Annotated in this window: 24 protein-coding genes; 12 read left to right on the top strand and 12 right to left on the bottom strand. The window is 40.2% G+C overall.

What is annotated here, in order from left to right; translation table 11 throughout:
- Positions 1 to 2 precede the first annotated feature (2 nt).
- Positions 3 to 920, top strand: coding sequence for a TIGR01777 family oxidoreductase (locus AAH582_RS02805; RefSeq protein WP_343321166.1), 918 nt, complete (start codon positions 3 to 5; stop codon positions 918 to 920).
- A gap of 32 nt (positions 921 to 952) precedes the next feature.
- Here AAH582_RS02805 and AAH582_RS02800 read toward each other — a convergent pair whose 3' ends face one another.
- Both AAH582_RS02800 and AAH582_RS02795 read right to left on the bottom strand, forming a co-directional pair.
- On the bottom strand, positions 953 to 3,064 hold the full coding sequence (locus AAH582_RS02800; protein WP_046674940.1) for a type IA DNA topoisomerase: 2,112 nt from the start codon (positions 3,062 to 3,064) through the stop codon (positions 953 to 955).
- Between the two features lie 111 nt (positions 3,065 to 3,175).
- Complete coding sequence (locus tag AAH582_RS02795) at positions 3,176 to 4,534, bottom strand: deoxyguanosinetriphosphate triphosphohydrolase (RefSeq protein ID WP_046674939.1); 1,359 nt, start codon at positions 4,532 to 4,534, stop codon at positions 3,176 to 3,178.
- A 250-nt stretch (positions 4,535 to 4,784) separates the two neighbouring features.
- On the opposite strand from AAH582_RS02795, the gene AAH582_RS02790 reads away from it, so the two are divergent.
- A complete protein-coding gene (locus tag AAH582_RS02790; protein WP_046674938.1) occupies positions 4,785 to 5,843 on the top strand; it encodes an aldose epimerase family protein in 1,059 nt (352 codons plus the stop codon).
- Between the two features lie 43 nt (positions 5,844 to 5,886).
- Here the strand turns inward: AAH582_RS02790 and argH are convergent, their stop codons facing one another.
- The gene (gene argH / locus AAH582_RS02785; protein WP_046674937.1) at positions 5,887 to 7,218 is read right to left on the bottom strand and encodes an argininosuccinate lyase; all 1,332 of its coding nucleotides are present in this window, start codon (positions 7,216 to 7,218) and stop codon (positions 5,887 to 5,889) included.
- 585 nt (positions 7,219 to 7,803) lie between these two features.
- Here argH and rbfA point away from each other — a divergent pair.
- The 4 genes from rbfA to AAH582_RS02765 are packed head-to-tail and all read left to right on the top strand — an operon-like array spanning position 7,804 to position 10,586.
- Positions 7,804 to 8,175, top strand: a complete 372-nt coding sequence (rbfA, locus tag AAH582_RS02780; RefSeq protein ID WP_046674936.1) for a 30S ribosome-binding factor RbfA — start codon at positions 7,804 to 7,806, stop codon at positions 8,173 to 8,175.
- 29 nt (positions 8,176 to 8,204) lie between these two features.
- Complete coding sequence (gene aat, locus AAH582_RS02775; RefSeq protein WP_343321165.1) at positions 8,205 to 8,852, top strand: leucyl/phenylalanyl-tRNA--protein transferase; 648 nt, start codon at positions 8,205 to 8,207, stop codon at positions 8,850 to 8,852.
- Positions 8,845 to 9,933: an aminotransferase class V-fold PLP-dependent enzyme gene (locus AAH582_RS02770; RefSeq protein WP_343321164.1), complete on the top strand. Its 1,089-nt coding sequence runs from the start codon at positions 8,845 to 8,847 to the stop codon at positions 9,931 to 9,933. The genes aat and AAH582_RS02770 overlap by 8 nt, the downstream gene beginning before the upstream one ends.
- A gap of 2 nt (positions 9,934 to 9,935) precedes the next feature.
- On the top strand, positions 9,936 to 10,586 hold the full coding sequence (locus tag AAH582_RS02765; RefSeq protein ID WP_046674933.1) for a hypothetical protein: 651 nt from the start codon (positions 9,936 to 9,938) through the stop codon (positions 10,584 to 10,586).
- Between the two features lie 50 nt (positions 10,587 to 10,636).
- Here the strand turns inward: AAH582_RS02765 and AAH582_RS02760 are convergent, their stop codons facing one another.
- The gene (locus tag AAH582_RS02760; RefSeq protein ID WP_112373891.1) at positions 10,637 to 11,035 is read right to left on the bottom strand and encodes a hypothetical protein; all 399 of its coding nucleotides are present in this window, start codon (positions 11,033 to 11,035) and stop codon (positions 10,637 to 10,639) included.
- A 222-nt stretch (positions 11,036 to 11,257) separates the two neighbouring features.
- Between AAH582_RS02760 and AAH582_RS02755 the strand changes: the two genes are divergently transcribed.
- From AAH582_RS02755 to hemL, 5 genes are all read left to right on the top strand, one after another.
- A complete protein-coding gene (locus AAH582_RS02755; RefSeq protein ID WP_343321163.1) occupies positions 11,258 to 12,100 on the top strand; it encodes a hypothetical protein in 843 nt (280 codons plus the stop codon).
- Positions 12,101 to 12,319: 219 nt separating this feature from the next.
- Entirely contained in the window at positions 12,320 to 13,561 is a 1,242-nt protein-coding gene (gene hemA, locus AAH582_RS02750) for a glutamyl-tRNA reductase (protein ID WP_336830176.1), read from the top strand.
- A gap of 350 nt (positions 13,562 to 13,911) precedes the next feature.
- Complete coding sequence (gene hemC / locus AAH582_RS02745; protein WP_343321162.1) at positions 13,912 to 15,498, top strand: hydroxymethylbilane synthase; 1,587 nt, start codon at positions 13,912 to 13,914, stop codon at positions 15,496 to 15,498.
- A 90-nt stretch (positions 15,499 to 15,588) separates the two neighbouring features.
- Positions 15,589 to 16,572 (top strand): porphobilinogen synthase, encoded by a 984-nt coding sequence (gene hemB / locus AAH582_RS02740; protein ID WP_046674929.1) that lies wholly within the window; start codon positions 15,589 to 15,591, stop codon positions 16,570 to 16,572.
- Between the two features lie 3 nt (positions 16,573 to 16,575).
- A complete protein-coding gene (gene hemL / locus AAH582_RS02735) occupies positions 16,576 to 17,886 on the top strand; it encodes a glutamate-1-semialdehyde 2,1-aminomutase (RefSeq protein ID WP_046674928.1) in 1,311 nt (436 codons plus the stop codon).
- 91 nt (positions 17,887 to 17,977) lie between these two features.
- Here the strand turns inward: hemL and AAH582_RS02730 are convergent, their stop codons facing one another.
- From AAH582_RS02730 to AAH582_RS02715, 4 genes are read right to left on the bottom strand one after another with little or no spacing between them, the layout of a single operon-like run.
- Positions 17,978 to 18,523, bottom strand: coding sequence for a DUF4252 domain-containing protein (locus tag AAH582_RS02730; protein ID WP_083295802.1), 546 nt, complete (start codon positions 18,521 to 18,523; stop codon positions 17,978 to 17,980).
- A gap of 6 nt (positions 18,524 to 18,529) precedes the next feature.
- Positions 18,530 to 19,051, bottom strand: coding sequence for a DUF4252 domain-containing protein (locus AAH582_RS02725; protein WP_046674926.1), 522 nt, complete (start codon positions 19,049 to 19,051; stop codon positions 18,530 to 18,532).
- A 6-nt stretch (positions 19,052 to 19,057) separates the two neighbouring features.
- Positions 19,058 to 19,747, bottom strand: coding sequence for a hypothetical protein (locus AAH582_RS02720; protein WP_046674925.1), 690 nt, complete (start codon positions 19,745 to 19,747; stop codon positions 19,058 to 19,060).
- A 41-nt stretch (positions 19,748 to 19,788) separates the two neighbouring features.
- Entirely contained in the window at positions 19,789 to 20,304 is a 516-nt protein-coding gene (locus tag AAH582_RS02715) for an RNA polymerase sigma factor (RefSeq protein ID WP_343321161.1), read from the bottom strand.
- A gap of 273 nt (positions 20,305 to 20,577) precedes the next feature.
- On the opposite strand from AAH582_RS02715, the gene AAH582_RS02710 reads away from it, so the two are divergent.
- Positions 20,578 to 21,417 (top strand): hypothetical protein, encoded by an 840-nt coding sequence (locus AAH582_RS02710; RefSeq protein WP_046674989.1) that lies wholly within the window; start codon positions 20,578 to 20,580, stop codon positions 21,415 to 21,417.
- 105 nt (positions 21,418 to 21,522) lie between these two features.
- Here AAH582_RS02710 and AAH582_RS02705 read toward each other — a convergent pair whose 3' ends face one another.
- The 4 genes from AAH582_RS02705 to AAH582_RS02690 all read right to left on the bottom strand — a co-directional run bounded on the left by AAH582_RS02705 (position 21,523) and on the right by AAH582_RS02690 (position 26,572).
- Complete coding sequence (locus AAH582_RS02705) at positions 21,523 to 22,815, bottom strand: DUF3472 domain-containing protein (protein WP_343321160.1); 1,293 nt, start codon at positions 22,813 to 22,815, stop codon at positions 21,523 to 21,525.
- 579 nt (positions 22,816 to 23,394) lie between these two features.
- A complete protein-coding gene (gene argC, locus AAH582_RS02700) occupies positions 23,395 to 24,408 on the bottom strand; it encodes an N-acetyl-gamma-glutamyl-phosphate reductase (RefSeq protein ID WP_343321159.1) in 1,014 nt (337 codons plus the stop codon).
- A 102-nt stretch (positions 24,409 to 24,510) separates the two neighbouring features.
- Positions 24,511 to 25,695 carry an argininosuccinate synthase gene (gene argG, locus AAH582_RS02695; protein ID WP_070561980.1) on the bottom strand — a complete coding sequence of 395 codons (1,185 nt, stop codon included), beginning with the start codon at positions 25,693 to 25,695 and terminating at the stop codon, positions 24,511 to 24,513.
- Positions 25,696 to 25,855: 160 nt separating this feature from the next.
- Positions 25,856 to 26,572, bottom strand: coding sequence for a GNAT family N-acetyltransferase (locus AAH582_RS02690; RefSeq protein ID WP_046674921.1), 717 nt, complete (start codon positions 26,570 to 26,572; stop codon positions 25,856 to 25,858).
- Positions 26,573 to 26,872 lie beyond the last annotated feature (300 nt).

The raw sequence follows: 26,872 nt of genomic DNA, 5'->3' as shown, positions 1-26,872 counted from the left end.
TCATGAACTGGACTGTAAACACACTTGCCATGCATAAAATAGTCATCGCTGGAGGAACAGGTTTTGTTGGACAATATCTTTCCGAGAGATTTCAGACATTGGGCTACCAGGTTATCATCATTGGCCGTCGGCCGGGCAATATCCTTTGGACCGATCGATCTGGTATTTCCGATGCACTGGAAAATGCGGAGATGCTGATCAATCTAGCCGGAAAGTCTGTCAACTGTCGATATAACGAAAAAAATAAGGCCGAAATATTTTCTTCAAGAACAAAGACGACAACGATTCTTGGTGAGCTGATCGCAGGCTGTACCAATCCACCAAAATTGTGGCTCAACTCCAGTACGGCGACCATCTATCGGCACGCCGAAGATCGTCCGATGACAGAAAGCTCGGGGGAAATCGGAACAGGTTTTTCTGTTGATGTTGCCAAATTATGGGAAAAGACTTTTTTCGACTTCAAATTGGAAAAGACAAGACAGGTGGCACTTCGGATGGCGATTGTTTTGGGTGCGGATGGAGGTGTTATCCTTCCTTTCAAAAATTTGGTTCGCGCTGGACTAGGAGGTATACAAGGAAATGGTCAGCAATATTTTAGCTGGATCCATATTGAAGATCTTTTTCAAATTATTTTATTCTTAAAAGATCATGGAGATATGGATGGTGTCGTCAATTGTGCGGCTCCCCACCCGATAATGAATAAGACTTTTATGGCGACTTTTCGACAAGTAATGAACCGTAACATTGGTCTAGCATCTCCCAAATGGCTACTGGTAATAGGCGCTGCTTTAATTGGTACGGAGACAGAGCTGCTTTTAAAAAGCCGTTGGGTATTACCTGAAAAGTTGGAGAATAGTGGATTTACATTTAGGTTTCCAACGATATCAAGTGCTTTACAGGATATTCTACAGCGGGGGTAAAAATTGAAAAGATCAACGTGGGGTAAACCAATTTATCCCACGTTAACCTTAAAATTTTCAAATACAAGCGGCGCAGTAACAATAGCACCCTCGTTATTTTTCACTCCTTTAAACTCGGAGGTTTTTCCTTTCTCCAACAGGTTCTTCATCTCTTTTTCGTCGAGAAAGATACCATTCAATGTTCGCCAGATCTTAAAATCACATCCACGGGCATAATGGTCGCATTGGGCTACTTTATCGTAGAGCAAAATCAATCCCTTTTCACATTTCGGACATTTTATCTTTCCTTTTTGTTGAGGTTTAACTTCCTCTTGCGCGAGAGAAATCCGCAACGTCAACAGTTCTTTTGTAATTTTGGCCGTATAGTCTTTAATATGTTTCATAAAAACATCATAGGACACTTTATTGGCCCGCATCTCTTCCAGCTTCTGCTCCCATTTACCGGTCAAGGTTACCTTGGCAATGGAACGATCTTTTACAAGATTGTATACCGCAAGTCCTTTTTCCGTTGGGATCAGTTTTTTCTTGTCGCGCTTAATATAATCCCGCTGGAAAAGTGTTTCGATGGTTGCAGCACGTGTAGCAGGGGTACCAAGTCCACAGTCCTTCATGGCCTGCCGCATTTCATCGTCTTCAATTTCCTTTCCCGAAGTTTCCATGGCCTTCAATAAGGAGGCTTCGGTATGTATGGGTCTTGCTTTGGTAAAACGTTCGGCAAGTTCGAGGGTCAGAATCTGCAATAATTCCTCGGCTAACAGCTTCGGTAACTGCGCATTTTCATTATCCTGATCGTCGTTGTTTTTATCTTCATCGGGCGCTTCGATCTGCTCCGCGGAAAGACGCCAGCCGTATTGCTTGATCACAGTACCTTTGGCGATAAGTTCAACCCCCTGCGCATCAATTGTCACGGTGGTAATATCTTTTACACATACTTCCGAGAAACTTTCCACCATGCGCTTGGCGATCATATTGTAAACATTCTGTTGCTCTTTGAGCATGGGACCCGGCTTTTCATCCGTCACCAATAGGGCGTGGTGATCGGTTACCTTTTTGTCATCGACAGAACGTTTGTTCAATTTTGCACCGATCAGATTTTTTGCGATCGACGCGATGGATTCATCCGCGGTATCCGACAAATGTTGAAAAAGTGCGCCAATTTCTTCAAAAACATCCTCACCGATGTAACGGGAACCCGTACGCGGATAAGTGATGACCTTCTTTTCGTAAAGTGTTTGCGCAATACTCAATGTCTGATCGGCCGAATAACCATACTTCTTATTTGCATCCTGTTGCAGCGATGTCAAATCAAATAGCAAGGGCGGTTGCTCTTTTGTTTCTTTGGCTTCCACCTTTGCCACGCGAGCATTGGAACCAACGGTCAATCGCGCAATGGTTTGCTCGGCGACATCCTTTTTATCGATCTTATTGGATGTTGCCTTAAAACTGATATTATCTTTTTCAAAACCGGCCTGAATTTTATAGAATGCCTGGGGTTTAAAGTCTTTATTTTCCAGATAGCGCGAACAGATCATGGCCAAAGTTGGCGTCTGTACCCGGCCCAAAGAAAGTAATCCTTTATTCCCGGCCGCCAAGGTGATGGCCTGCGTCGCATTGATACCAATTAGCCAGTCCGATTCCGAACGTGAACGGGCAGACATATACAGGCTATCGTATTCCGTACCTGCTTTCAAATTGGCAAAACCTTCTTTAATGGCTTTATCCGTTTGGCTCGATATCCAAAGGCGTTTAAAAGGTACTTTAGAACCTAAAAAATAGTATATATTACGAAAGATCAATTCACCCTCCCGTCCCGCATCGGTAGCCACAATGATTTCTTCGGCCTGTTCCAACAGGGATTTTATGGTGTTGAGTTGCTTAACTGCTCCGGTATCATCCATCTGCTTGCCATCACGCTTCACTTTCTTCGATTCCAGCTTAAATGTTGGTGGAATGATCGGCAAATTTGAAATTGTCCACGAATTGTATCCGTAAGCCTGTGGCGTACAGAGTTGAACCAAATGGCCAAAAGCATACGTAAAAGCATAGCCATTGCCGGCGATATAACCGTCTTTGACTTCCTTCGCCCCCATCACTCGAGCCAGATCACGCGCCACGGAGGGCTTTTCAGCAATTACAACCTTCATTTTAGATGTCAGATGTTAGATTTTCGATCCGAGACTTTAGGATAATACCCTCAGGTATTACAGCGAGTCTCAATTTAATATTGATATTTTACCCCTTTACCTGAAACGTCCCTATTCTATGGATGGTATTGTTATTCCCTTGATTTTACGGTACAGCTCTATGGCATAAACGTCAGTCATACCTGAAACAAAATCCAATACACAACGGATTTTTGAATACGAATCTTGTTTATCCGTATAAAATTGTTCAGGAATTAATGCAACGAGCTTTTTATCGTAATTGTTCTTGTTCTTCTTTAGGTATGCCGGAACAAACTCTTTTAATAGGGCATCCATCACCCGGTAACCAGCAATCTCAATTTGCACAACCGTGGGCGCATTATAGATTTTTGCAATGGAAATCTTCGAGATTTTTTTCATTTGTGTAACAATGTCCTCATCTAAAGCATCCATTAGCGCTGATCCGAAAGTTCCTGACAGAAATTTGTCCTGCTCACGCACAAAGACATCAACACATCCTTTAATCAAGGTATTGATCGCTTTAGCACGCAACAATGCTACACGGCTTGGGGTATCCAGCAATCCATCGAGCCTGTCGCGAAGATTTTCTTTGCCACAGAGCGGCAATAGTAATTCTTCCACTTCTTGATAGGACAATATCTTAAGATGATGTGCATCTTCCAAGTCAATAATATTGTAACAGATATCATCCGCAGCCTCCACGAGATAAACCAAGGGATGTCTTAGGTAGCCCTTTGGATTGGAAGGATCTTTTAATAATCCCAATTCATTGGCAACCTTCTCAAAAGCTTTTTGTTCTTCCGTAAAAAAGCCATATTTCTTGCGATGATGGCTTTTCTTGAGGTGGCCATCAATTGCCAGACAGGGGTATTTTACAATGGAAGCCAGGGAAGTATAGGTCAATGCAAAACCTTTAGGATCCTTTCCTTGAAAGGCATGTGTCAGAATCCGTAGGGCATTGGCATTTCCTTCAAAGTGGGTCAGATCGGCCCATTCTTCGGCCGTTACCTGCTCTTGGTATTTACGTCCATCGCCATCTGTGAAATACGTGGATATGGCGGATTCACCCGAGTGACCAAAGGCCGGGTTGCCCAAGTCATGCGACAAACACGCCGCAGAGATAATATTTCCGACTTCTTGCAAAAAAGGGTAATCATTATCCAGGTTTGGATTTTCCTCTTTCAACTGTGCATAAAACATACGTCCCAAAGAGCGCCCTACACTGGCAACTTCTAAACTATGTGTCAACCTATTGTGTACGAATACCGCGCCAGGAAGTGGAAAAACCTGCGTTTTATTCTGTAATCTCCGAAATGGGGATGAAAAGATCAAACGATCATAATCCCGTTGAAATTCCGACCGGGCCACCAGGTAACTATCTACGCTCCGATCTTCGTAACCCCAGCGCTTTGCGGAGAGCAAATCTTTCCAATTCATTTTTTCAGACATAGCGCAAACTTAGATAAATTTGCCTTTAATTACAATTATAATCATAGGAGACCGGTTCGGAAATTCCCCGAATGACTGTACGCCTATCGTTATATTTTACTGCTGTTATTTACCTGTTCAGGAGTCATTTTTGCAACAGTATCCTGGATTGCATTTCAAAATGACAAATTTTACAAACAGCTGTTGTCAAAGTCATTTTTATACTGGTTATATTCTGTATCTTTAACCTAAATACCAATAGGGATTCATCATGACGAAATATCAAACACTTATTCCAAAACATTTTGAAGGTACAATCGACGGCAAAAACACGCATTTGCTCTTATTAAAAAACGAAGGGGGCATGCAAGTACTCTTAACGGATTACGGTGCACGTATTGTCAGCATTTTGGTACCTGATAACAAGGGAAATTTGGTGGATGTTGCACTGGGCTTCGATTCCATTCAGGCCTACTTGGATTCTGATGAGAAATACCATGGCTGCACAGCGGGCCGTTTCGCCAATCGCATTGCTGAAGGCAAATTTGAAATCAACGGAAAACACTATACGCTTCCGCAAAACAATGGTAACAATTGCCTTCATGGGGGTGTTTCGGGCTTTCATGATAAGGTTTGGGACAGAAGGGTCACTTATCAATCGCACGTCGAATTTTATTATGTTTCCCAAGATGGTGAAGAAGGATTTCCAGGGAATCTAAAAGTTATGGTTTCTTATACCTTGACCAGAAATAACGAGATCATTATCAAATATCATGCGCAATCGGATGCTGATACGCACGTCAACTTGACCAATCATACGTACTTCAATCTGGATGGGGAAGGCAGTGGCGACGTATTGCAGCAGATCCTTCAGATCAATTCAGATGAAGTCTTATTTGTAGACGACAACCAGATACCGAATGCAATAGTACCTGTGGAGGGCACCGCCTTCGACTTCCGCATACCCAAACCTATTGTACAAGATATTACTGCAAATAACGAACAATTGATCGCTGCCAAAGGGTATGATCATTGTTATGTCAACAACCAGCCTATTTCGCAGCCTTGTGCAACAGTCTATTCTAAAAACACGGGCATTCAGCTGGATGTTTTTACAACGGAGCCGGGCGTACAACTCTATACAGCAAACTGGATGACCGGAAATGATTTTGGCAAAAGAGGTTACAAGTATCTTCCTTATGCCGGATTCTGCCTGGAAACACAGCATTTTCCGGATACACCCAATCAAGCGGAATTTCCTTCAACCTTGTTAAAAGCAGGCGAATCATTCGACTCCGAGACACATTTTAAGTTCTCCATAAAAAAATAAGAACATGATGTGCTGTTTCCTCTGTAGGGCCACAGCACATTTTTTATTTTAAAAGGTCATCCAGTGCAGATTCGACTTTTTCAAAACCAAAAGTTGCTTTGACCTCGGCAAACATACGTTGAATTTGATCATTGCAAAGATTTCCTATGCTTCCCTCGTGGGTATGATTTACCTCTTTTGATGGCTTGAAACGCCCTTCATCAATATCAATACCGATAGTCCTGTAGGCCTCCCGGAAAGGAACTCCTTTTAGGACCTCATTGTTCACGACTTCAACAGAGAACAAATAATCGTATTTTGGATCGTCCAGGATATTGTCTTTTACAGTTATATTTTCCAACATAAAGGTTGCGATTTCAAGACATTCATTGAGCGATTTAAACGCTGGGAATAAATTTTCCTTTAACAATTGAAGATCTCTATGGTAACCCGATGGAAGGTTGGTCGTCATCAACGCAATTTCATTTGGCAAAGCCTGTATTTTATTACAGCGTGAACGGATCAGCTCGAAGACATCGGGGTTTTTCTTGTGTGGCATGATGCTCGATCCCGTAGTCAAATGTGCAGGAAAAGAGATAAAGCCAAAATTTTGGTTGATATACAAACATACGTCCATGGCAAACTTGGCCAATGTCGCCGCGATGGAACTCATGCCCTGTGCCAAGATGCGTTCAGTCTTCCCTCTTCCCATCTGTGCATAAACTACATTATAATTGAGATCTTCAAATCCCAGCAATTGCGTCGTCATCGTTCTATTCAATGGAAAGGATGACCCATACCCTGCAGCAGATCCTAACGGATTTTTATTACAAACCTTCCATGCTGCACGCATCATTTCCAGATCATCCACAAGACTTTCCGCGTAAGCACCGAACCATAATCCAAACGATGAAGGCATCGCGATCTGTAAGTGGGTGTATCCAGGGATCAAAATATGTTTATATCGCTCGCTGAGCTGGATCAATTCATTAAAAAGAGCCTCCGTATTCTGGATGATATGCTGAATCTCTGAGCGAAAGTATAATTTTAGGTCGACCAAAACCTGGTCATTACGGGATCTGCCGGAGTGAATTTTCTTACCTGCCTCTCCAATACGCTGCGTAAGCAGCATCTCAACCTGCGAATGCACATCTTCTACCGAGTCTTCTATACGAAAGTCACCGGCTAAAATTTCTTTATAGATATTTTTCAGTTCTTTTTGAACAAGCGCTAGATCCTCATCGGTCATCAGGTTTATGCTATTCAGCATGCGTGTATGGGCCAATGAACCCAAAACATCCGCAGCAGCAAGTTGCAGGTCCATTACGCGGTCATTGCCTACCGTAAACGATTCTACAAAAGAATCGACATCTATATTTTTTTGCCAGATTTTCATTCGTATAATTTCTTTTTGATCCTGTTATCATCAAAAGCCTTTTGTCGGTTTAGTATTGATTGAAGCTCCTGATAATTCTATCACATACAATTTTTACAAAAATACCAATTGCAAATGGTTATATCAATGCAAAGATTGCATACATTTTGCGCGGACAATTGGATGAAAAACAAAAAAATCAGGTGGAAAAAAAAGGCTGTTACAAAAAAAATAAAATGTTAAAAGTTTGTTAAATCGCGATAAACACATATAATAAGTAACCACTCACTTTATTTTTAAAAGTTATTTTGTCAGTTTTTTAAGTATTCCTATGTTTGTAGTGTAAGGGAGATGAAAAAATAGAAGATGGTAAGGTTAGTAAATACTTACCGCTTTAAATACACCGAAATTTCAAACCAAATATGATAGACCTCAAAGTCTTAAAACTTGAAAGAAATTACCTAACCAATTGTGAATCGAAATTTAAAGGCACGTCAAACCAAGATGTGCCTTTTTTCTTATGTCGGGTCAAGTTTCTCTTTTAATTGAAATTTTGGCTATTTTTGTTTAGACATAATTGAGAATATTCAACATAAAACGTATACGATGGGAACAGAAAGCAAGAGACAGCAACGTTTTGCTGGGGTGATTCAACAGGATTTAGCAGCATTATTTCAACGCGAAGGTAATTCATGGGCTCCCGGCGCATTTATCACGGTTACACGTGTTCGTGTTACGCCTGATTTGGCAATTGCCCGTGTTTACGTGAGCTTTTTAAACACAAAAACGGCACAGGAAGATATGAAGGCCATTCGTTCCAAAACATCGGAAATACGCTACAAACTGGGAGCAAAAATTAAGAACCAGGTAAAGATTGTCCCTCAATTGGAGTTCTTCCTCGATGATACCAACGAATATGTTGAACACATGGATAAACTATTTGAAGAGATCGGCAAAGAACCGCGTCAGCCAGAATAATACCATCTACCGCAGCATGTTAAACAACCATGGTATTTGAACTGGATACGAACAGACTGGAGTTTCCACACCCAAGCTATGCAGAAGAAGATGGTTTACTCGCCGTAGGCGGAGATCTTTCGGTAGATCGTTTGCTACTGGCCTATAGTAATGGAATTTTTCCATGGTTCAGCGATGATAGCCCCATACTTTGGTATGCCCCAAATCCCAGATTTGTGATCAATCCGTCCAAGATCAAGATCAGCAAAAGCATGGCCAGTGTTCTCCGGAAAAAGACATTCTCCTTCTCGATAGACCAAAGCTTTAGAGAAGTCATTCAGCTTTGCGCGACTATCAATAGAAAAGACCAGGCTGGAACCTGGATAACCCAGGACATGATTCACGCATACAGTAAACTTGCTGAGTTAGGTTATGCACATTCGGTGGAAGTATGGCAAGATGGTATATTGGTTGGGGGGCTTTATGGCGTGTTAATCCGTGGTGTCTTTTGTGGTGAAAGCATGTTTTCAAAAGTCGCCAACGCTTCGAAAGCGGCCCTGATTTATCTTGCCCAAGAAATTGAACTACGTTTAATTGATTGCCAATTTCACACGGATCATTTGGAAAGCATGGGCGGTGAATACCTTTCCTTGACAGATTATTTAGCAATACTAACAAAAGACCAAAGACATGAGTAGTCCCTATCGTAAACATTTTGACATCGCTTCAGCGGTAACTTACCTCACCACACCCGGATCCGGCTTACTTTCACGTGAAACAAAGGCATGGCGGGCCCAAAGGGACCAAGATTTCTTTGACGCGAACAGCACCTTACGCGAACAGCAAGGCGCAACTTTAGATGCCTGTCGGGATACGCTCGGTAAATTCTTTAATTGCCCTTCCCAAAATGTGTTCTTATCAAGTTGTTTTTCCTTTGCCTTCAATGCGCTATTGGCAGGTTTACCGAAACAATCGAAAGTGCTGCTATTGGACAATGATTATCCTTCTGTTAATTTTCCTACAATTATAAGCGGTTTTGAACATCAATTTGTCAGGATGGACGAACAGCTGGAAACGAATTTATTGGACACAATAGCAACATTTAAACCAGATGTCCTTATTCTTTCCATTGTTCAATATATTTCGGGATTAAAAATAGACCTATCTTTCATACAGGAATTAAAGCATCAGCATCCCGAGTTGTTGATTGTAGGCGACGGCACCCAGTTTTTGGGAACAGATCTTTTTGATTTTACGCTTTCGGGCTTTGACGCCGTATTATCCAGTGGATACAAATGGCTTATGGCTGGCTTTGGCAATGGTTTTGTTCTCTTAAGTGACAGACTCAAAGCGATACTTTATGCGGATATCCAAAAAAATTACAGCTTCCTCAACAATCAATGGATGAATAAATCTGTGGTACAACTCTGTTTTGAACCAGGGCATCTGGACACCCTATCGCACGGAACGCTACAGCAGTCCCTTCTTCAATTGGAGGAATGGGGATTTTCCGAAACAGTGGCCTATACCCAAAAGTTAATTGCAGATGCCCGCGCTGAACTTGCCGACCGGAAACTGTTATTGGACAGCATCATCAATAGACGTCCGCAGAGCAATATTTTCAATATTCAGATCAACCCCGACAATTATCAGACCCTCCTGGATGAGGGCATAAAATGCTTTCCCCGAGGATCGGGGATCCGTGTTGGATTTCATTTATACAATGATCACTCGGATCTTGAGAAGCTACTATATATTATTGACACAAAAGTAAAGTAAACATGAAATTTAGAATAGGCGACTTAGTACGGTTTGTCGATGAGCCCATTGAGGGGCATATCACATCCATGCAGCCCAACGATATTGTAGGCGTTACAGACGACACTGGTTTTGAGATTCCGGTGCCCATGGATAAAATCACCCTCGTCTTCGGCAATATGCGCCGTGCAGATGATGAACTTGACCAGCATGCGACACCACTGACACCACATCGATTTATCGAAAAAGGAATACTTTTGGCAATTTCGGGAGACCACAAAGATGGACTTGCCAAATTACATATCATCAATGAAACGAGTTTTGAGCTCCTGGTGTCCGTAGCTGAAGCTACAGCAAATAAAGTGAAAGGCATTTTCAGCAATAAAATACCGCCACACGATTCGATGCAGTTTTATACAGGCAACTTTGCAAATGTTGGGAAATGGCCTACCTTCCGTTTTCAGATCATACGGCATAGTGGTAGTTTGCAGGAACTGACCTCACCAATCAACAGAGAACAGCGTGTACGTCCTGTAGATCTTACTAATCCAAAAGTCCTCAACGAAATTTTGGATGAAAAAATATGGTCCTACGAACTGGATAAGATTGAAGAGGATTTAGGACTGGATAAGCTGAAAAATCATTTCATACCACATCGTCCAAATAAAAAATAAGCTAGATGAATTTCATCTAGCTTATTTTTTATTTGGTAAACGGCTTTATTTTATTCAGCCGTCGCAGAAACCTTCCTGGTGCTCAACAATAATAGTACAATGCCAACCAAATAGACAATCCAGCCCCAGCGCATGTGCAGGGATTTAGAAAGCAATTTATCGGCAAATCCCCAGCCGAAATAATTATTTATCTTAAACCAGACCGCTGTTATACTCAACAGGTACCAACAGGCGGCCACTCGGGTCATCCACTGATAAGCTCGAACCGCACGGACAAAAAACAAGAGGGCAGTCACCCCGAGAATAAGTAATGTGATAAAAAACAAATAGGCATCTACCTGATATAAGTTCCAATTTCCCTTAATAGGCACTTTTAAGAATGGTGTCATGCTGGACAAAAAAGAAATGACGAGTCCAACAATGGCAAAGTATTTTTTGATAATAATCATGGTTCAAATTACTTTAAAATTGCTACGAATATAAGTTGAATATTGACACATATATAACTTGTATTTCACTTTTTGAAAAATTATTCTATTTTTAAGCGCAATTAACGCTTAGAACAAATAAAAAACAAGACTAACACAAAGATCATCAATCATTTAGAATCTGTTTTTCACTTGTTTAAAAGAGATGAATATAATTTTTAGCATTTAAGCCGAATAACAAACATGAAAAGAGAAGTTGAAGAAATCGCAACAGAACGACCTGCACAGCCTAATAAAAAGAAAAAGGTCTATATCGTTATTGGCGTCGTACTGTTGGTTGTCCTGGCTGCTGGCGGCGGATATTACAACTATAGCCATCGACAAGCTTTCGACGGCTTGCAGGTGGATAGTACCGCAACAGCTGTTGTGGGGTTTGACAATGCAGATCCCAAAGACCTGGAAGATGCTGATGGTTGGAGTTCACTGGAAGACTATCAACACTGGAACAATGCAATCTTCACGATTCCCGAATACGATAATATCCCGTTACGCTATAGAAGGGGTATTACAAAGATATTCATGGGTAATAACTACCTTGAACCTGTAGATGATAAACCGATATACAAGTTTACACGGATAAAAGATCGTGCTAAATCTGTTTTCTGTTATGGGAACTTTACCGATCGCAACGATTCAGACAGTTGGAATAAAGAAATGGCTTTTTTGGTAGAAAAGAACGACTACCAGAGCAGTGCCATCTGGATCATTTCAGCAAAAGGCGATATTTTATTCTGGAAGGAATATTCAAGCGAACTGCCACTCATCAACAGCTTCAAAAAGGGACAGAAAATTTTTATGGATGAGATGAAGTTGGTACCTGCTCCTGCTGATGGAATTATTGTCAAGAATAAAAATTCCAAGTACGCATTAATTTACAATAAAAGCAGCAAGACCTTCGACAGCTATTACCAATACAGTGATAGTGAAATTCAGGAAGCTACCACTTCCGAAGAGGAGCCTTATGTGGAAGAATTGCAAGATGTCACCATCGACTCTGCAACTACGAATACAGGTATTAAAGAGTAGTTTATCGTATTTTATCGCTTAAAATTTTCGTCACGATCTATCGTGACGAAAATCATTCGGTATTGCCACGCAAAACAAATAGCTGAATTACAGATATATAACCATCAAAATCAGCTATTTAAAATCTTTCTAAATTAATCCCTTTGACAGATTTTTGACACAAGCACAAAGCTTTTAAGCTACATTTGTACCGTTAAATATAAGCGAGGGATTAGAGCTTTGAAAAATCTTAAAGTATTAGCGTTTACTCATAAACATGTCGAACTAAAAGATCTAGGTAATCTAGTGATCTGCAATGAGGATTTAGAAAGTCGCCTCATCAATCTAAAGCATAGCCTAGACATTCCAGAGATCTTTTATATTGGTACTTGTAACCGAGTAGAGTTTGTATTTTATGGTGCTCACGAATTGACCCATGAATTCATTGCTGATTTTATGGGAAAATTGAACTTCTGTGTTCCGCAGGAGAGACTACAATGTTATTTAGGACAGGTTAACAAATACGAGGGTATGGATGCTTTAAACCACCTGCTTCGGATGTCATGTTCACTTGAAAGTCTTGTTGTTGGTGAAAAAGAAATTTTGGCACAGGTACGTCGGGCTTATGATCGTTGTAGAGAAGCTGGTTTTACTGGAGATTTTCTACGTCTGATGATGGATCGTCTCGTAAAAACGGCTAAAGAAGTATACACCTATACTAAAATTTCCAGAAACCCAATTTCCGTTGTCTCGCTTGCCTATCGCAAATTGCGCGAACTAAAACTGGTTGAAAACCCTAGAATCGTCATCATCGGTTCTGGAGAAACCAATCAGAACTTAGCGAAATATTTCCAAAAGAACCAAAAAGCCAAGTTCGTTATTTTCAACCGCACAGTAGAGAACGCAAAGGCCTTAGCCGAAGAATTAAATGCTGAAGCTTATCCCCTAGCTGATATTGATCAGTACAAAGAAGGCTTTGATATCTTAATTACTTGCACAGGTGCGCCGACTTCCATTATTGACAACACGCTTTATCAATCCTTATTAAACGGAGAAACGGATAAGAAAATAATCATTGACTTAGCCGTTCCGAATGATATTGATGCTGAAGTTCTCCAAAATAATCCGATTCATTATATTGAAGTGAGCAGCTTACAAGCTATTGCGGAGAAAAACATCCAAGAGCGTTATAACGAATTGGAGAGTGCCGAAAAGATTATACAGGACAATATCCAAGAATTTTTACCTTTAATCAAACAGCGACGTGTAGAGGTTGCTATGCGTGAGGTTCCTGAAAAGATTAAAGAAATTAAATCATTTGCGCTAAATGAGGTTTTTGCTCAAGAGGTTCAAGCCCTAACCCCCGAAGCGAGAGAAGTATTGGAAAAAGTCATCAACTACATGGAAAAGAAATACATCAAGGTTCCAATGGTTATGGCGAAAGAAATTTTGGTTAAAACTCCAGAAACGGAAAAAAACTAATACTAAGCTTCCTCTTCGAACAGAGTTATATTCTATTACTTTTTGTTGCTTCCCTAGGTTTTGTACCAAAGCCTATTAGCGGAATGAATCTGCGCCCATCCCGAGCTATCCTTTGACTGTTTCCTTTAAATTTCGGTTTATCAATTATTTCCTGACATATAATGACAGTAACGTGTCAACATATTCCTTCTATTTATTTATTTTTGCTCTGATAAATGGTATTAAACACATTTTTCCGAAATTGTTTATTTCCGGGGCTCAATTGAATTAAAACACATGCTGTGCTAGTTGAATACGTCGCTACTGGGGAACATTTTTGTGATTGTTTTAATAGGTAAAGTAAAATTAACGTGAATAGAAAACTAATTATTGGTACCCGGGGAAGTGTTCTTGCCATGTGGCAGGCAAATTTTGTAAAAGATCGATTGGCAGAAATCGGAATTGAAGCAGAATTAAAAGTCATTAAAACACAAGGGGATATCATTCAACACCTTCGTTTGGATAAATTAGAAGGCAAAGGATTTTTCACCAAAGAGCTTGAAGAGGAGCTTTTAAGCGGTACCATTGATTTAGCTGTACACTCACACAAAGATTTACCTACGGTCAACCCTCCGGGATTGATCATTGCAGCGGTTTCTGAGCGTGAGGATCCCGCTGAATTATTGATTATCCACAAAGATTGTGTGGATATCAAAAAACGTCTTTCATTAAAACACAATGCGACTGTTGGGACATCATCCAACCGTAGAAAAGCGCAGATCTCGGCGCTACGTCCGGATCTAGAATTTGACGATCTCCGTGGTAATTTACAGACAAGAATCCAAAAGCTACGTGATGAGCAATACGATGCTATCGTACTTGCAAAGGCAGGTATTAGCCGTATTGAAATGGATATTACAGATTTTCATGTGGAGGAGATTCCTCCTGTTGAAATTATCCCGGCACCGGCGCAAGGAGTACTTGCTATTCAGATCCGTGAAGTTGACAAGGAACTTTTTGACGCTTTACAGCCCTTAAACAATGAAGAAGTAGCAAAAACAATCTCTGTAGAGCGTCTGGTATTAAATAAATTTGACGCGGGATGTCATGCGCCATTAGGCTGTTATTGCCGTAAAAGCGGTGATGGATACGAAGCTTGGGCCTCTATTGCTGACACAAGCGAAGATTTTCCTGACCGTGTTTACCTTAGAGATACCGATACGACACGTTTAGCGGAGCGTATTTTCAGCAAGTATGCAAAGGATAGAAAGTTGCCACAATCTGTATTTATCTCCCGGGAGGTAGATGAAAATTCCTATTTCGCAAGGGCAATGGCCAAACACAATATTATTATTGAAGGCCGCTCTTTGATCAAAATATTCCCCATCATCAACAAATTGGATCCTTTTATCCTAAAACACGTGGATTGGATTATATTTTCAAGCAAGAATGGCATTGAGCACTTTTTCAATTTAGAGCCACGTTTGAGCAAAAAGACCAAGATTGGTGTCATTGGCCGTGGCTCGGAAGAGATTTTGCGCAAATATGACCGCGTTGCTGATTTCTCTGGCGACAGTGAGGGCATCAATATGGAGGAAATTGCGAAGAAATTTGCTGAATTGGCCAATGGTGGTACCGTGCTTATACCACGTGCGAAGGAATCTTTGGAGACGATCCAAAAAGCATTAAGCCCGGAGACAAAAATTATCAATATACCGGTATATGAAACGGTCTTAGAAGAAAATGTAGATCCATCCAATGCGGAGGTATTGGTCTTTACCAGTCCAAGCAATGTGGAAGCTTATTTTGCAGACAACCTACTGGAACCAGGCCAAAAAGTAATCTGTATTGGCCGCTCTACTGGTGCAAAGTTTGATGAGATGAATGTGCCTTATACCCTTCCTTATTCTCCTGATGAGATCGGCCTTTCCGAAGCCGTTTTTGGATTGGAGTATTAGAATCGTATAAAGTAGTTTGTATTTCAAAGTCAGTAAACGATTGCACTGCTATTGCAATAAACAACATAGATCATAAATAATCTTAATATAATGTTACAACGTCCGAGAAGAAATCGTAAATCTGCCGTGATTCGCGACATGATTCAAGAGACACGTTTAGACGCGTCAAATTTGATTTTCCCACTTTTTATTGTCGATGGGCAAAATCAAAAAACTGAGGTTAAATCGATGCCGGGCATCTATCGCTATTCAATAGACAATCTATTGAAGGAAGTGGAAAGTTGCCTGAAGTTGGGCTTACGTTCATTTGATCTTTTCCCTAACATTGAAGAGTCATTAAAAGACAAATATGCTACAGAAAGCTACCGTGATGGAAGTTTATACTTACGTGCAATTGCTGCGGTAAAGAAAAATTTTCCGGAGGCTTGTATCGTAACGGATGTTGCCATGGACCCTTACAGCAGTGACGGGCACGATGGAATTGTCGAAAACGGTGAGATCCTAAACGATGAGACATTAGAGGTATTGGGCAAAATGGCCTTGGCACATGCACAATCAGGTGCAGATATCATTGCACCATCAGATATGATGGATGGCCGCATCGGTTACATCCGTGAGCTATTGGACCATAATGGTTTTACTAACGTTTCTTTGATGTCGTATACGGCAAAATATGCTTCGGCCTATTATGGTCCTTTTAGAGATGCCTTAGGCTCGGCACCCAAGCATGGCGATAAAAAGACCTACCAGATGAATCCTGCCAATGCAAAAGAGGCGCTTATTGAAGCACAGCTCGACGCACAGGAAGGAGCGGATTTTCTGATGGTGAAACCAGGACTTCCCTACTTAGATATCGTTAAACTTCTTGCAGACAACTTCGATCTACCTATTGCAGTATATAATGTCAGTGGAGAATATGCGATGTTAAAGGCGGCAATTCAAAACGGCTGGTTAGACGAACGTGTCATCCTAGAAACGTTATTGAGCTTCAGACGTGCTGGCGCTACAGCAATCTTATCCTACCACTCCAAAGAAGTATTGGAGAAAGGTTTTATTTCGCATTCAACTATTTAGACTATGCAAGCACCTGATATTTCAAGAGCAAAATCTGCTGAGCTATTTGAAAAAGCAAAACAATATTTCCCTGGAGGCGTAAACTCTCCTGTTAGGGCTTTCAAATCCGTATATGGTACCCCATTATTTATTGAGCGTGGCGATAAAGCACACCTGTGGGATGCGGACGGAAATGAATTCATCGATTTTTGTTGTTCATGGGGCCCCTTAATTTTAGGGCACAATAATGATCAAGTTCGTGAAGCTGTAGCGGCACAACTCGGGAAAGGCTTAAGTTTTGGCGCTCCTACTGCGTTGGAGAACCAACTGGCTGAGTTGATTATCGAAAACAATAGATTTATTGAGAAAATTCGCTTTGTCAGTTCTGGCACCGAGGCCGTAATGTCTGCAATCCGTTTGGCTAGAGGCTATACGAAACGTGATAAGATCATCAAATTTGATGGCTGTTATCATGGCCACTCCGATTCTCTTTTGGTTAAAGCGGGTTCTGGTTTGGTCACTTTTGGTGAGACATCATCGGCTGGTGTACCTAAAGCATTTGCAGACGAAACCATTGTTATCGAATTAAACGATAAGCAAGCTTTAGAAGCTGCTTTTGCAGAATTTAAAGATCAGATTGCCGCAGTTATCATTGAGGGTATACCTGCAAACAATGGTTTATTGTTGCAATCTAAGGAATATGTTCACTTCTTACGTAATATCACCAAAGAACATGGTGCAATGTTGATTATGGATGAAGTGATCACGGGATTCCGTATTGGTTTTGAAGGTGCTTCGGCTTACTATGACGTACAACCAGATATTATTACCTACGGCAAAATTATTGGTGGCGGAATGCCTGTCGGTGCTTATGGAGCCTCAAAAGAATTGATGGCCTGTATATCTCCTGATGGTGCAGTTTACCAAGCCGGAACTTTATCCGGAAATCCAGTTGCTATGGCTGCCGGCATTGCCGCATTAGGTATCTTGGCACAAAAGGATTTCTACACAAATTTAAATGCCAAAACAGAAGCTTTCGTCAATGATATGCGTACTTATATTGCGGAGAAAGGATATAAAGTTCAACTTTTCCATGTGGCTTCTATTTTTTGGTTTGCCTTCACAGAACAGCACGAAATTAAAAAAGCGAGTGAAATCGATCCTAAATCGATGGAATCTTATAAAATTATGCACCGCGAGTTGTTAAATCGTGGCGTATATTTTGGTCCTTCAGGCTATGAAGTAGGCTTTGTTTCTGATGCACATACAGCAGCGGATCTTGACCAGGCAAAAAAACATATTTTCGATGCTTTAGACATTGTCTTTAGTGCATAAAATCAAACTACTATAAAAAAGCCCTCCAGTATATTACTAGAGGGCTTTTTTTATGGGTTAGTGGAAGTATAGGCTCGAATCAACGTGCTTATTACAGTTTGTTTGCCAACTTCTTATCTTTAGATTTCATCTTATTTAGTCCGGCAATAAGTTCATCCAATGAAAACTTACCTTTGATATCCATAAAAACACTTTCATCTTCGTTATCATGAACGAGTAGAGAAACCCGCTGAATAACATTATTCTTATCAATACGCGCATTCAGCGAAATCTCCTGTCCATCCGTGTTAATAACCAGTAATTCCTCAAATTTGTTCTTCTTCAAAAACTTATGGTAATCATCCAAAATCCGTGCATTCTTCGTTTTATCATTATTTGATAGTGTCAGCATTCTGAACTTCTTTAATTTCTTTACAATTTCAGCCATTGCACGAGACTCTTCATCATTATCGTCCTTTAAGGCTTTTTTCATAAAGGGTTTTGTTAACCACATTGGTAAATTAATGGCAACAATCTCGGCGTCGTCCGATACATTAGACCGGCTGACGAAATCCATATTGGAGGCTTTTTTTATCATGCATGACTGCATGGAGAAAAGAACGCCAACTAGGCACAACAAGGTTAGTAATCTTTTCATAATCTTCTACTTTTTGTTGTTATCACCTTTATTCTTACTCACTTTATTGTTCCCTTCGTTGACCAAGCTAGTCACGTCTTTCAACGGTATAGCCCCGTCAAGGATCATAAATAGATTTTGCCCATCTCCGTTGATCGTTAGTAACAGATTGTTTAGGATGTCGGCATTTGCAGACATATTTTCCACCATGAACCGGATATCCTGACCTTCATTATTGAGCGACATGAGTTCTTCATACTTTAAATTTGAAACTGCCCCTTGAATAATACCTGTTAAGGCTTTATCCTCCCCATCTTCAACAATCAGCATCCGCAACGATTTAACATTCTTAAGTAGTGGTGTAATTGTCTGCATATCCTCATCGTCTATTTTCAAATTACCCAATAGCTTGAACATCGGCGCCCCGATTTTGAGTGTTGTCACACCTTTCTTTCCTTGATATTGTTCAAAAAGTTTATCCAATTTTGAAATTTGTGCATTTGCCATACTTGCTACAAGTAGAAGGCAAGCTATTAAAAAACCTTTCATTTTATTTTAGTTAATCGTTATTGACATTTGTTTTATATTCATTGCTTTATCTACACCATTTTCCAGATTATTTGCCAGTAAGCCTAAAGATTTTAGGGTCAGTTCAACAGCTTCCTGTTCATTCGCGACAGGTTTCCCATTCAAAACAACATAATCTGCCTGATAGGGTTCACTTTCGACTGATTGCAGACTCTCAGCAACTATTTTCTTCTTTTCAGTCCATGCCTTCGCTCGTTTTTTAACTTTAGGATGTTTGACCGTTTCTGCGATCTGTAACGTCTTACCGCTTTTCACCGAACGGAAGCTATCATTAGCATTGGAAACTACCGTTTCTTCATTTTGATGTTCGATCAGCTTCTTGTCTGCGGATTTTAGCTCTTTCATTTCCTTTTCGGCAAGTACCGTTACTTGAGTTGTTGACTCCTGATTTAGGAATAACGCAATTCCAATAGCCATTAGCAACATGGCTGCCGCAGCATATTTTATCCAGCTATTATTCCACCATACAATACGTTTCTTATCCTCATTGATCTCACTTTGGAAGTCTTCAAAGGACCAGTCCATTGTTCTATTCTTTTCTTGATTCAATGATTGAAAAAAAACATCATCCGAGTTTTTCAATGCTCTTTCTTCCTCTAATGACGACTGGCCATTAAAGTACTTCTCTTCCAATTCTTTTAATTTCTTATCTTTCATCACTGTGCATCTTATTTTCAAAGACGATGAAACATTCGGGTTTATTTTTTATCTGAATAAATCCGCGTGGTTTCATAATCGAATAATTTTGTCAATTGTTCTTTTACCTTCTGTCTAGCACGCATCAGATTAACTCTGACCGCAGACTCGCCCATCTCCAATACTTCACTGATTTCATCGATATCATAATCCTCAACATCGCGCAGATGCATAACAAGCCGTTGTTTTTCGGGAAGGGAATTGATCATTTCCAGGATAATTTCTTTCGTATTCCCAACACTATGTTCCGTCATGGTAACAACCTGATGCTGCTCAACAAAGTCTGCCCTGACCTTATCTTTTTTTAGACGATTGAGCGCTTCATTTTTCACACTCTGCATGCAGAAGGCTTCCATATTTTTATATTGAAGCAGCTGATCTTTTAATTGCCACAACCGCATCATCACATTTTGTACCGCATCGAAAGCCTCATCATCATCAACCAAGATCCGTTTCGCAAAGCGAAATAGCTTATCCTTATGGATGAAAACGGTATTTTTAAATTGCTCTTGGTTCATATTATCGTCAATATTGAGACTTACGCTATTTTAATCTTCTAATCGGCTTTTGCCCCATCTCCGTATCACCTGTGCCTTTTATATAATCAAGACATTTCAGCTTATCGATTTATTACATCTAATATGACTATTTTTTTAAAAATATTTAATTCACTGTGTATTAAACTTCAATGAGTAGCCCAAACGGCCTATTTTTCACCTTATTACAAACAAAATAGGAACATAGACTGTTACTTAAGATGCTGAATGATTAAAAAATTAAACAAAAAAATTATGAAGTATTACAGAATTACCGGTATTACTGCTGCAGTAGCGCTCATGGTAGGCGCTATTGGGTGTAACAACTCATCTACGAAAAGTACAACAGGTGGAGCTGACTCAAGCAGCAGTATCGACACAAATACTGCACAAAAAATGGACTCAATCACCGTTAGTCCTATTGCAGACTCGAAAGAATTTCCTGGAGCTGATCTGCAGATCGCCTCGATCACTGCAGAAAAGGTAGGAACAGACTCCGCAAAAGTAACTGTAAAATATGCGATTAAGAATTTCAAATTAACGGAGATGACTGATGATGCCCATGCTGCCCATATGGCAAATTCGCATGATGGACAACATATTCATTTTATTTTAGACAATAAACCTTATACGGCTCTATACAAGCCCGAGAACTCTGTAACAGTATCGTTAAATTCGGAACATTACCTGCTCTCATTTTTATCAAGATCCTATCATGAATCCATAAAAACCACTGAAGCTTCTAAATTGGTAAAATTTAAGATTGACGCAACGGGTAAATTGACGACAGATGCAACACCAAAGGAACCATCACTTTTCTATTCTCGACCAAAAGGTGAGTATAAAGGAGATGAAACAAAAAATCTCCTGTTAGATTTTTACCTAGTCAATACCAAACTTGCTCCAGATGGCAACAAGGTAATTGCAGATATCAATGGCCAGACATTTACATTGGACAAATGGGGCCCATATGAGATAAAAGGCCTGCCAATGGGCAACAATAAAGTAAAATTGACTCTAGTAGATAAGGATGGTAATGCTGTTACCGGAGATAATGTTTCGGTAGAACGTGATATCAAACTGTCTGAAAAATAAATCCAGAGCTGTACAAAACAAAAAAGAGTCGCATTGAAATGCGACTCTTTTTTGTTTAGGATAAACTTTGAGCAACAATAAGGCATTGTCTTTATTCCTTTTTGATTAAGGCAGTTTGTCAAAATCAATTTCTGGTGCATTATTTTTATTCCGGAATTCAAACTTACTTCCTGGCTTAACAACGTCATTAAAGAAACCACCATTTTTAAGGAAGTATCCGTTTTTGGTAATGCCGCCGATTGCATCAATGCGTTGATTTGCACGATAGGTATTATCGACACTGAAAGAAGCCTCCTGTACAGCTTTCCATTGTCCATCATAGACCCATTGATTGCCAAACTCAACCTTTCTACCCAGGTAGCCTTGATTAGGACTAAAGTTCTCTAAGAAACTATGAAATCGTTTCAGGTAGGTGTTTGTCTGCGGACGTTTGAAGCTTGCGATCACATTCCATGCATTCTCTTCAGGTACAAAAAACCAGGCCGTATAGTCGGTATTCCCTTTTCCATCGGGCACACCTTTCAAGAGAAACTTATAGGTTATACCTGCTTTCCAAAAGTACTTACGGTAACTCTGCCCGCCTGACCCTTCATTTCCAAACTCGCCCGAATGCACATCCTTTCCTTTTTTTAGCAGATGGATTTTTTGCTCGTCTGGAATACTTTTCGGATCATCTGTATGGAATGGACTCCATACGGAAAATAAGATACGTCGCTCCGTTTCCGAATTAACCTGTATACCAAAGTAACCTTCGCCAAAACCATTCGCCATAAAATAGGAACCAACTTTATCTTCGCCTTGAGGGACGGTAACTTCGTTATAATAGTAACTCACGTTGCCCTCCGTAGGAACGGTATAATTAAGATGACAGGAAGGTCCTCTTCGGGACCAGTAGTAATAGTCGGGATTATCAGAATAGATAAGTCCTTCTGACGCGGCTTCACCGCTAACAAGTAGTTCTGCCACATTAGCAAAATTACTGCCCGATTTACTGACTCCTTTTAGGTCGACCCGAACATAACCGGGAGCCTTTATTTCAATGGACAGCGGAGCTGTTTCGGCAAGTTCAGTACCTTCAACATCTACAACGGCTTTTTTCCCTAGTGCGTCAATTTCTATTTTAGATTTCCCAGCATCATTTTTCGCTTTCAGCTTTAATGTCAATTTCCCTGCTTTCTGAGCCCGAAAATAAACCGATGCCACTTCCTGATTGCTTGACCATTTTACAAGGCCATTACGACCGGAAATTTCCGCATCACCGGCTCGCCCTGCAGTGATGAAAGCATTCCCAGCAAGTGGTACGGCATAAGTCTTCCCTACTGTCTGCGCTATACTGCTTATCGAAAGACAGGATAAAGCTCCCAGAAAGAGATACTGGATAAAGTGTTTTCTTTTCATACTTTATTTTTTTTATCAATTTATATATCAAACCTAGGCTAGTTATACTACCTGCGGTTATTAATGCTTGCCATGAATTCGAGATGCTGCTATACTCGAATACTTCACTAAACCGACTTCTTTGTTAGTTCCGAAACTCAATTTATCAGCTACCTTTATGCTGCACTTTACTATTGAATAAAGATGGTATCGGTTTGTGAAACTGGATTATTTGATGAAGATAAGGCTTAGATTTACAGAAAAAGAAAGGAAATGTATATCAATCGATTGTGTAAAAAAACAGCAATATAATCACATTGACTCTTGTTTATTTACCCAACATGGACTTCCTCTTCTTAAGTTAATGAACTTGGGCAATCAATGCAAAATGACGCTCCTTTTTTTGAAAAACGACATATCATTGTTCATCACGGGATAATCTATGTTTTCGAAAGACCGATTCATAAAAAAAGTGAAGGGGCTACCCTTCACTTTTCCACACGATATTAATAAAATATTGAAAACCTTATTTCGCTTTCAGGATGAACCCCCAAGTTATTCACAACTTGTTGATATTGTTGTTTAATATCCTAAAAAGGGTTAAAAACCAACGCTTTTCAAGTCTAATCCTGTACGCTCGTCTAACCCGAACATTAAGTTCATATTTTGCACCGCCTGTCCAGACGCACCTTTCAACAGATTGTCTGTTGCATTTAAAATAAGCAGCTTATTTCCGTGTTTTTCGAGGTGGATAATACTCTTATTTGTATTGACAACCTGCTTAAGGTCGATATTTTTTTTGCTGACATGCGTAAAAGGGTGAGCGGCATAATAGCTCTCATACAATGCGTAGGCCTGCTCTTCAGACAAATCGGTGTCTACATAAATAGCCGAAAAAATTCCACGGGCAAAATCTCCACGTTGTGGAATAAAATTAATTTTTGCAGCTGCGCGTTCCAACAATGATCCTCCTGAAACCGGCAAAAATCCCCCTTGCAGTTGATCCAAAGACTCTGAAATTTCCTGTAAATGCTGGTGTTCAAAAGATTTGTAAGCAGAAAGATTATTGTTACGCCAGGAAAAATGCGTGGTTGCACCCGGTTTCTGCCCCGCTCCTGTTGATCCAGTCGTTGCATTAACGTGGATTTGATCCGGTAATAAGCCTTTACTCGCTAACGGCAATAAAGCCAATTGGATATTTGTTGCAAAGCATCCTGGGTTAGCAATATACTGCGCCGTTTTGATTGCTTCTTTGTTTAGTTCTGGAAGCCCATACACAAATTTGTGCCCTTGGAAAGCTGTATTCGCACGAAGACGATAATCTTGTGAAAGGTCAATAATCTTCACGGATGCATCGATCGGATTTGCATCTAAAAATTTGCGTGCATCTCCATGGCCCACACATAAAAACAAGACATCAATCGCGGAGTGAAAGTCGGAAGAGAAGGTCAATTCAGTATCGCCAAATAAATCATTGTGTACCTCATATAACTTATTTCCTGCATTGGAAGCACTATTAGCAAATACGATTTCCACCTCAGGATGATAAATCAATACACGTAATAATTCACCACCAGTATACCCTGCCGAACCAATTATTCCTACTCTTATCATTTTTTTGAATTTAGAATTTAGGTATGTGTTGTCACCTATTATGCCCTGCATTTTTTCTTATCAATTTTACATTAAGAAAAAATACAGGGCACAAAACACAGTTTATTTTTTATTCACTTTGTGCCAAATGATGGTTTGATTTCCAAAAATTTTGGAGAAACCTTTCACATCGTCACCTGTATAGCCCTTGTTCATCTCACCATAGCTACCGAATTTATTGGACATCAAATCGTGTTCGGACTCGACACCAATGACGACAAAACGGTATGGGTGAAGTTCAACAATCACTCGGCCAGTCACTGTTTCTTGTGAAGATTGCAAGAATGCTTCGATATCACGCATAACGGGATCGTGCATTTGACCTTCGTGCATATAATTTCCGTAGAAAGCAGCGATTTGGTCTTTCCAAGACAATTGCCATTTGGTCAAGGTATGTTTTTCTAAGGCATGGTGTGCCTTAATTAAAATGACAGAAGCAGCAGCTTCAAAACCCACACGACCTTTGATACCAATGATGGTATCACCCACGTGGATATCACGGCCAATACCGTATGGTTGAGCGATTGCCTGTAATTCTTGAATCACTTTAACAGAAGCCATTTTCTCACCATTTAAGGCCACAGGCTCTCCTTTTTCAAAATCGATTGTAATTTGTTGTGGCTCTGAAGAAGTCACTGGCGTTGGCCATGCCGATTCAGGCAAATATTGGTTGGATGTCAATGTTTCTGCTCCACCAACAGAAGTACCCCAAAGTCCTTTATTGATGGAGTATTTTGCTTTTTCAGCAGAATACTCTACACCATGCTTATTCAAATACTCAATTTCGGCTTCACGCGACAATTGCAGATCACGGATTGGGGTGATAATTTCCACTCCTGGAATCAGGGTCTGGAAAATCATATCGAAACGTACTTGGTCGTTTCCTGCACCGGTAGATCCATGAGCAACACATTCAGCACCAATTTTCTTTGCGTAGTTTGCAATTGCGGTTGCTTGGCATACACGCTCAGCAGATACTGACAATGGATAAGTCGCATTTTTTAACACATTGCCAAAAATCAAAAATTTAATAGTTTCGCGGTAATAGTCTGCCGTCTCGTCTATAGCTGTATGTGATTTCACACCTAAAGCATATGCACGTTCTTCAATATTTTTTAATTCTTCATCCGAAAAACCACCTGTATTTACAACTACGGAATGAACTTCTAAACCTAAATCTTGTGTAAGATAGATACAACAAAATGAAGTATCTAAGCCGCCACTAAATGCTAAAACTACTTTTTTCATTAGAATGTTATTTTATGAGTGTTTGTTTTCAACGGCTGATTTAAGCTCGTTTCACTCGGTTTTTATTTTTATGTCGAGCGGACCATGAACAGATCGTGTTGTCACGAAGATATTCATTTGCATGCTACGTCTATTTTAATTTAATCTTTGAGGCCTTCGTTTAATATCCCTTTGCGACTTTGTTATGCTTCGGAAAATTGACGGCAATAAATTTATTGGCCGATTTCCAAAACTTCGCCTGTATGCGCTTTAGCAGAGACTGTTTTTGCGTAATTCTTTCCAAGCGCTCTTTCGCTTCATGTTTGCGTTGAATCTTCTCTCTCAATTCACGTTCTTTCTCTTCAGGGTCCCAAAGCATGGCTGTACACATACAGTTTTTACGGTCCTTACTCATCAGAATCTCATAATTCACGCAACTTTGACAGCCTTTCCAAAATTCATCGTCTGTCGTCAATTCGGAATATGGAACAGGCTCATAACCTAATTCCGAATTGATTTTCATCACGGCAAACCCGGTTGTCAAACCAAAGATCTTCGCTTTAGGGTATTTCTCACGGGAAAGCTCAAAGACTCTTTTTTTGATCGCTTTTGCCAAACCGACTTTTCTGAATTCGGGATTGACAATCAGACCTGAGTTGGCGACATAGTCACCATGCCCCCAAGTTTCTATATAACAAAAACCTGCCCATCGGCCATCTCTATGTAAAGCAATCACTGCTTTACCTTCGTTCATCTTGTTGGCAACGTATTCTGGTTTACGACGCGCAATACCAGTACCACGAGCCTTTGCAGACTCGAACATTTCGTCGCAAATAACCTCTGCATAATGTGCATGCTCAGGTTTAGCCGGGATAATTAAAAAATCTGATATAGTCATTGACTTACGACCCTAATAATAAAACAACAACTACTGTCGTGTTTTGTTACTAAATAAATTAAAATAATGGATTCAAAACCATCGGACAATCATGGTCTTGCTTGGAAAGATTCACTACCTCAAATCAAGCCCGAGGTAGTATAGGTCGTCGGAGGCGTAAAACAGGTATTTCTACAAAAATGAAAGCACAGAAGACCTTCCTCATAAACTTCTCAAAAGTTTGAGTATAAGAATAATTGTTCTTTTTGTTCTGTTTCATTTTTTAATGCGCTGTCAATTGTTTCTGACGATGCAAATGTA

This window comes from Sphingobacterium multivorum (assembly GCF_039511225.1).
GTDB lineage: Bacteria > Bacteroidota > Bacteroidia > Sphingobacteriales > Sphingobacteriaceae > Sphingobacterium.
The sequence above is the reverse complement of the archived record's forward strand: the minus strand, read 5'-3'. Positions and strand labels throughout refer to the sequence as shown.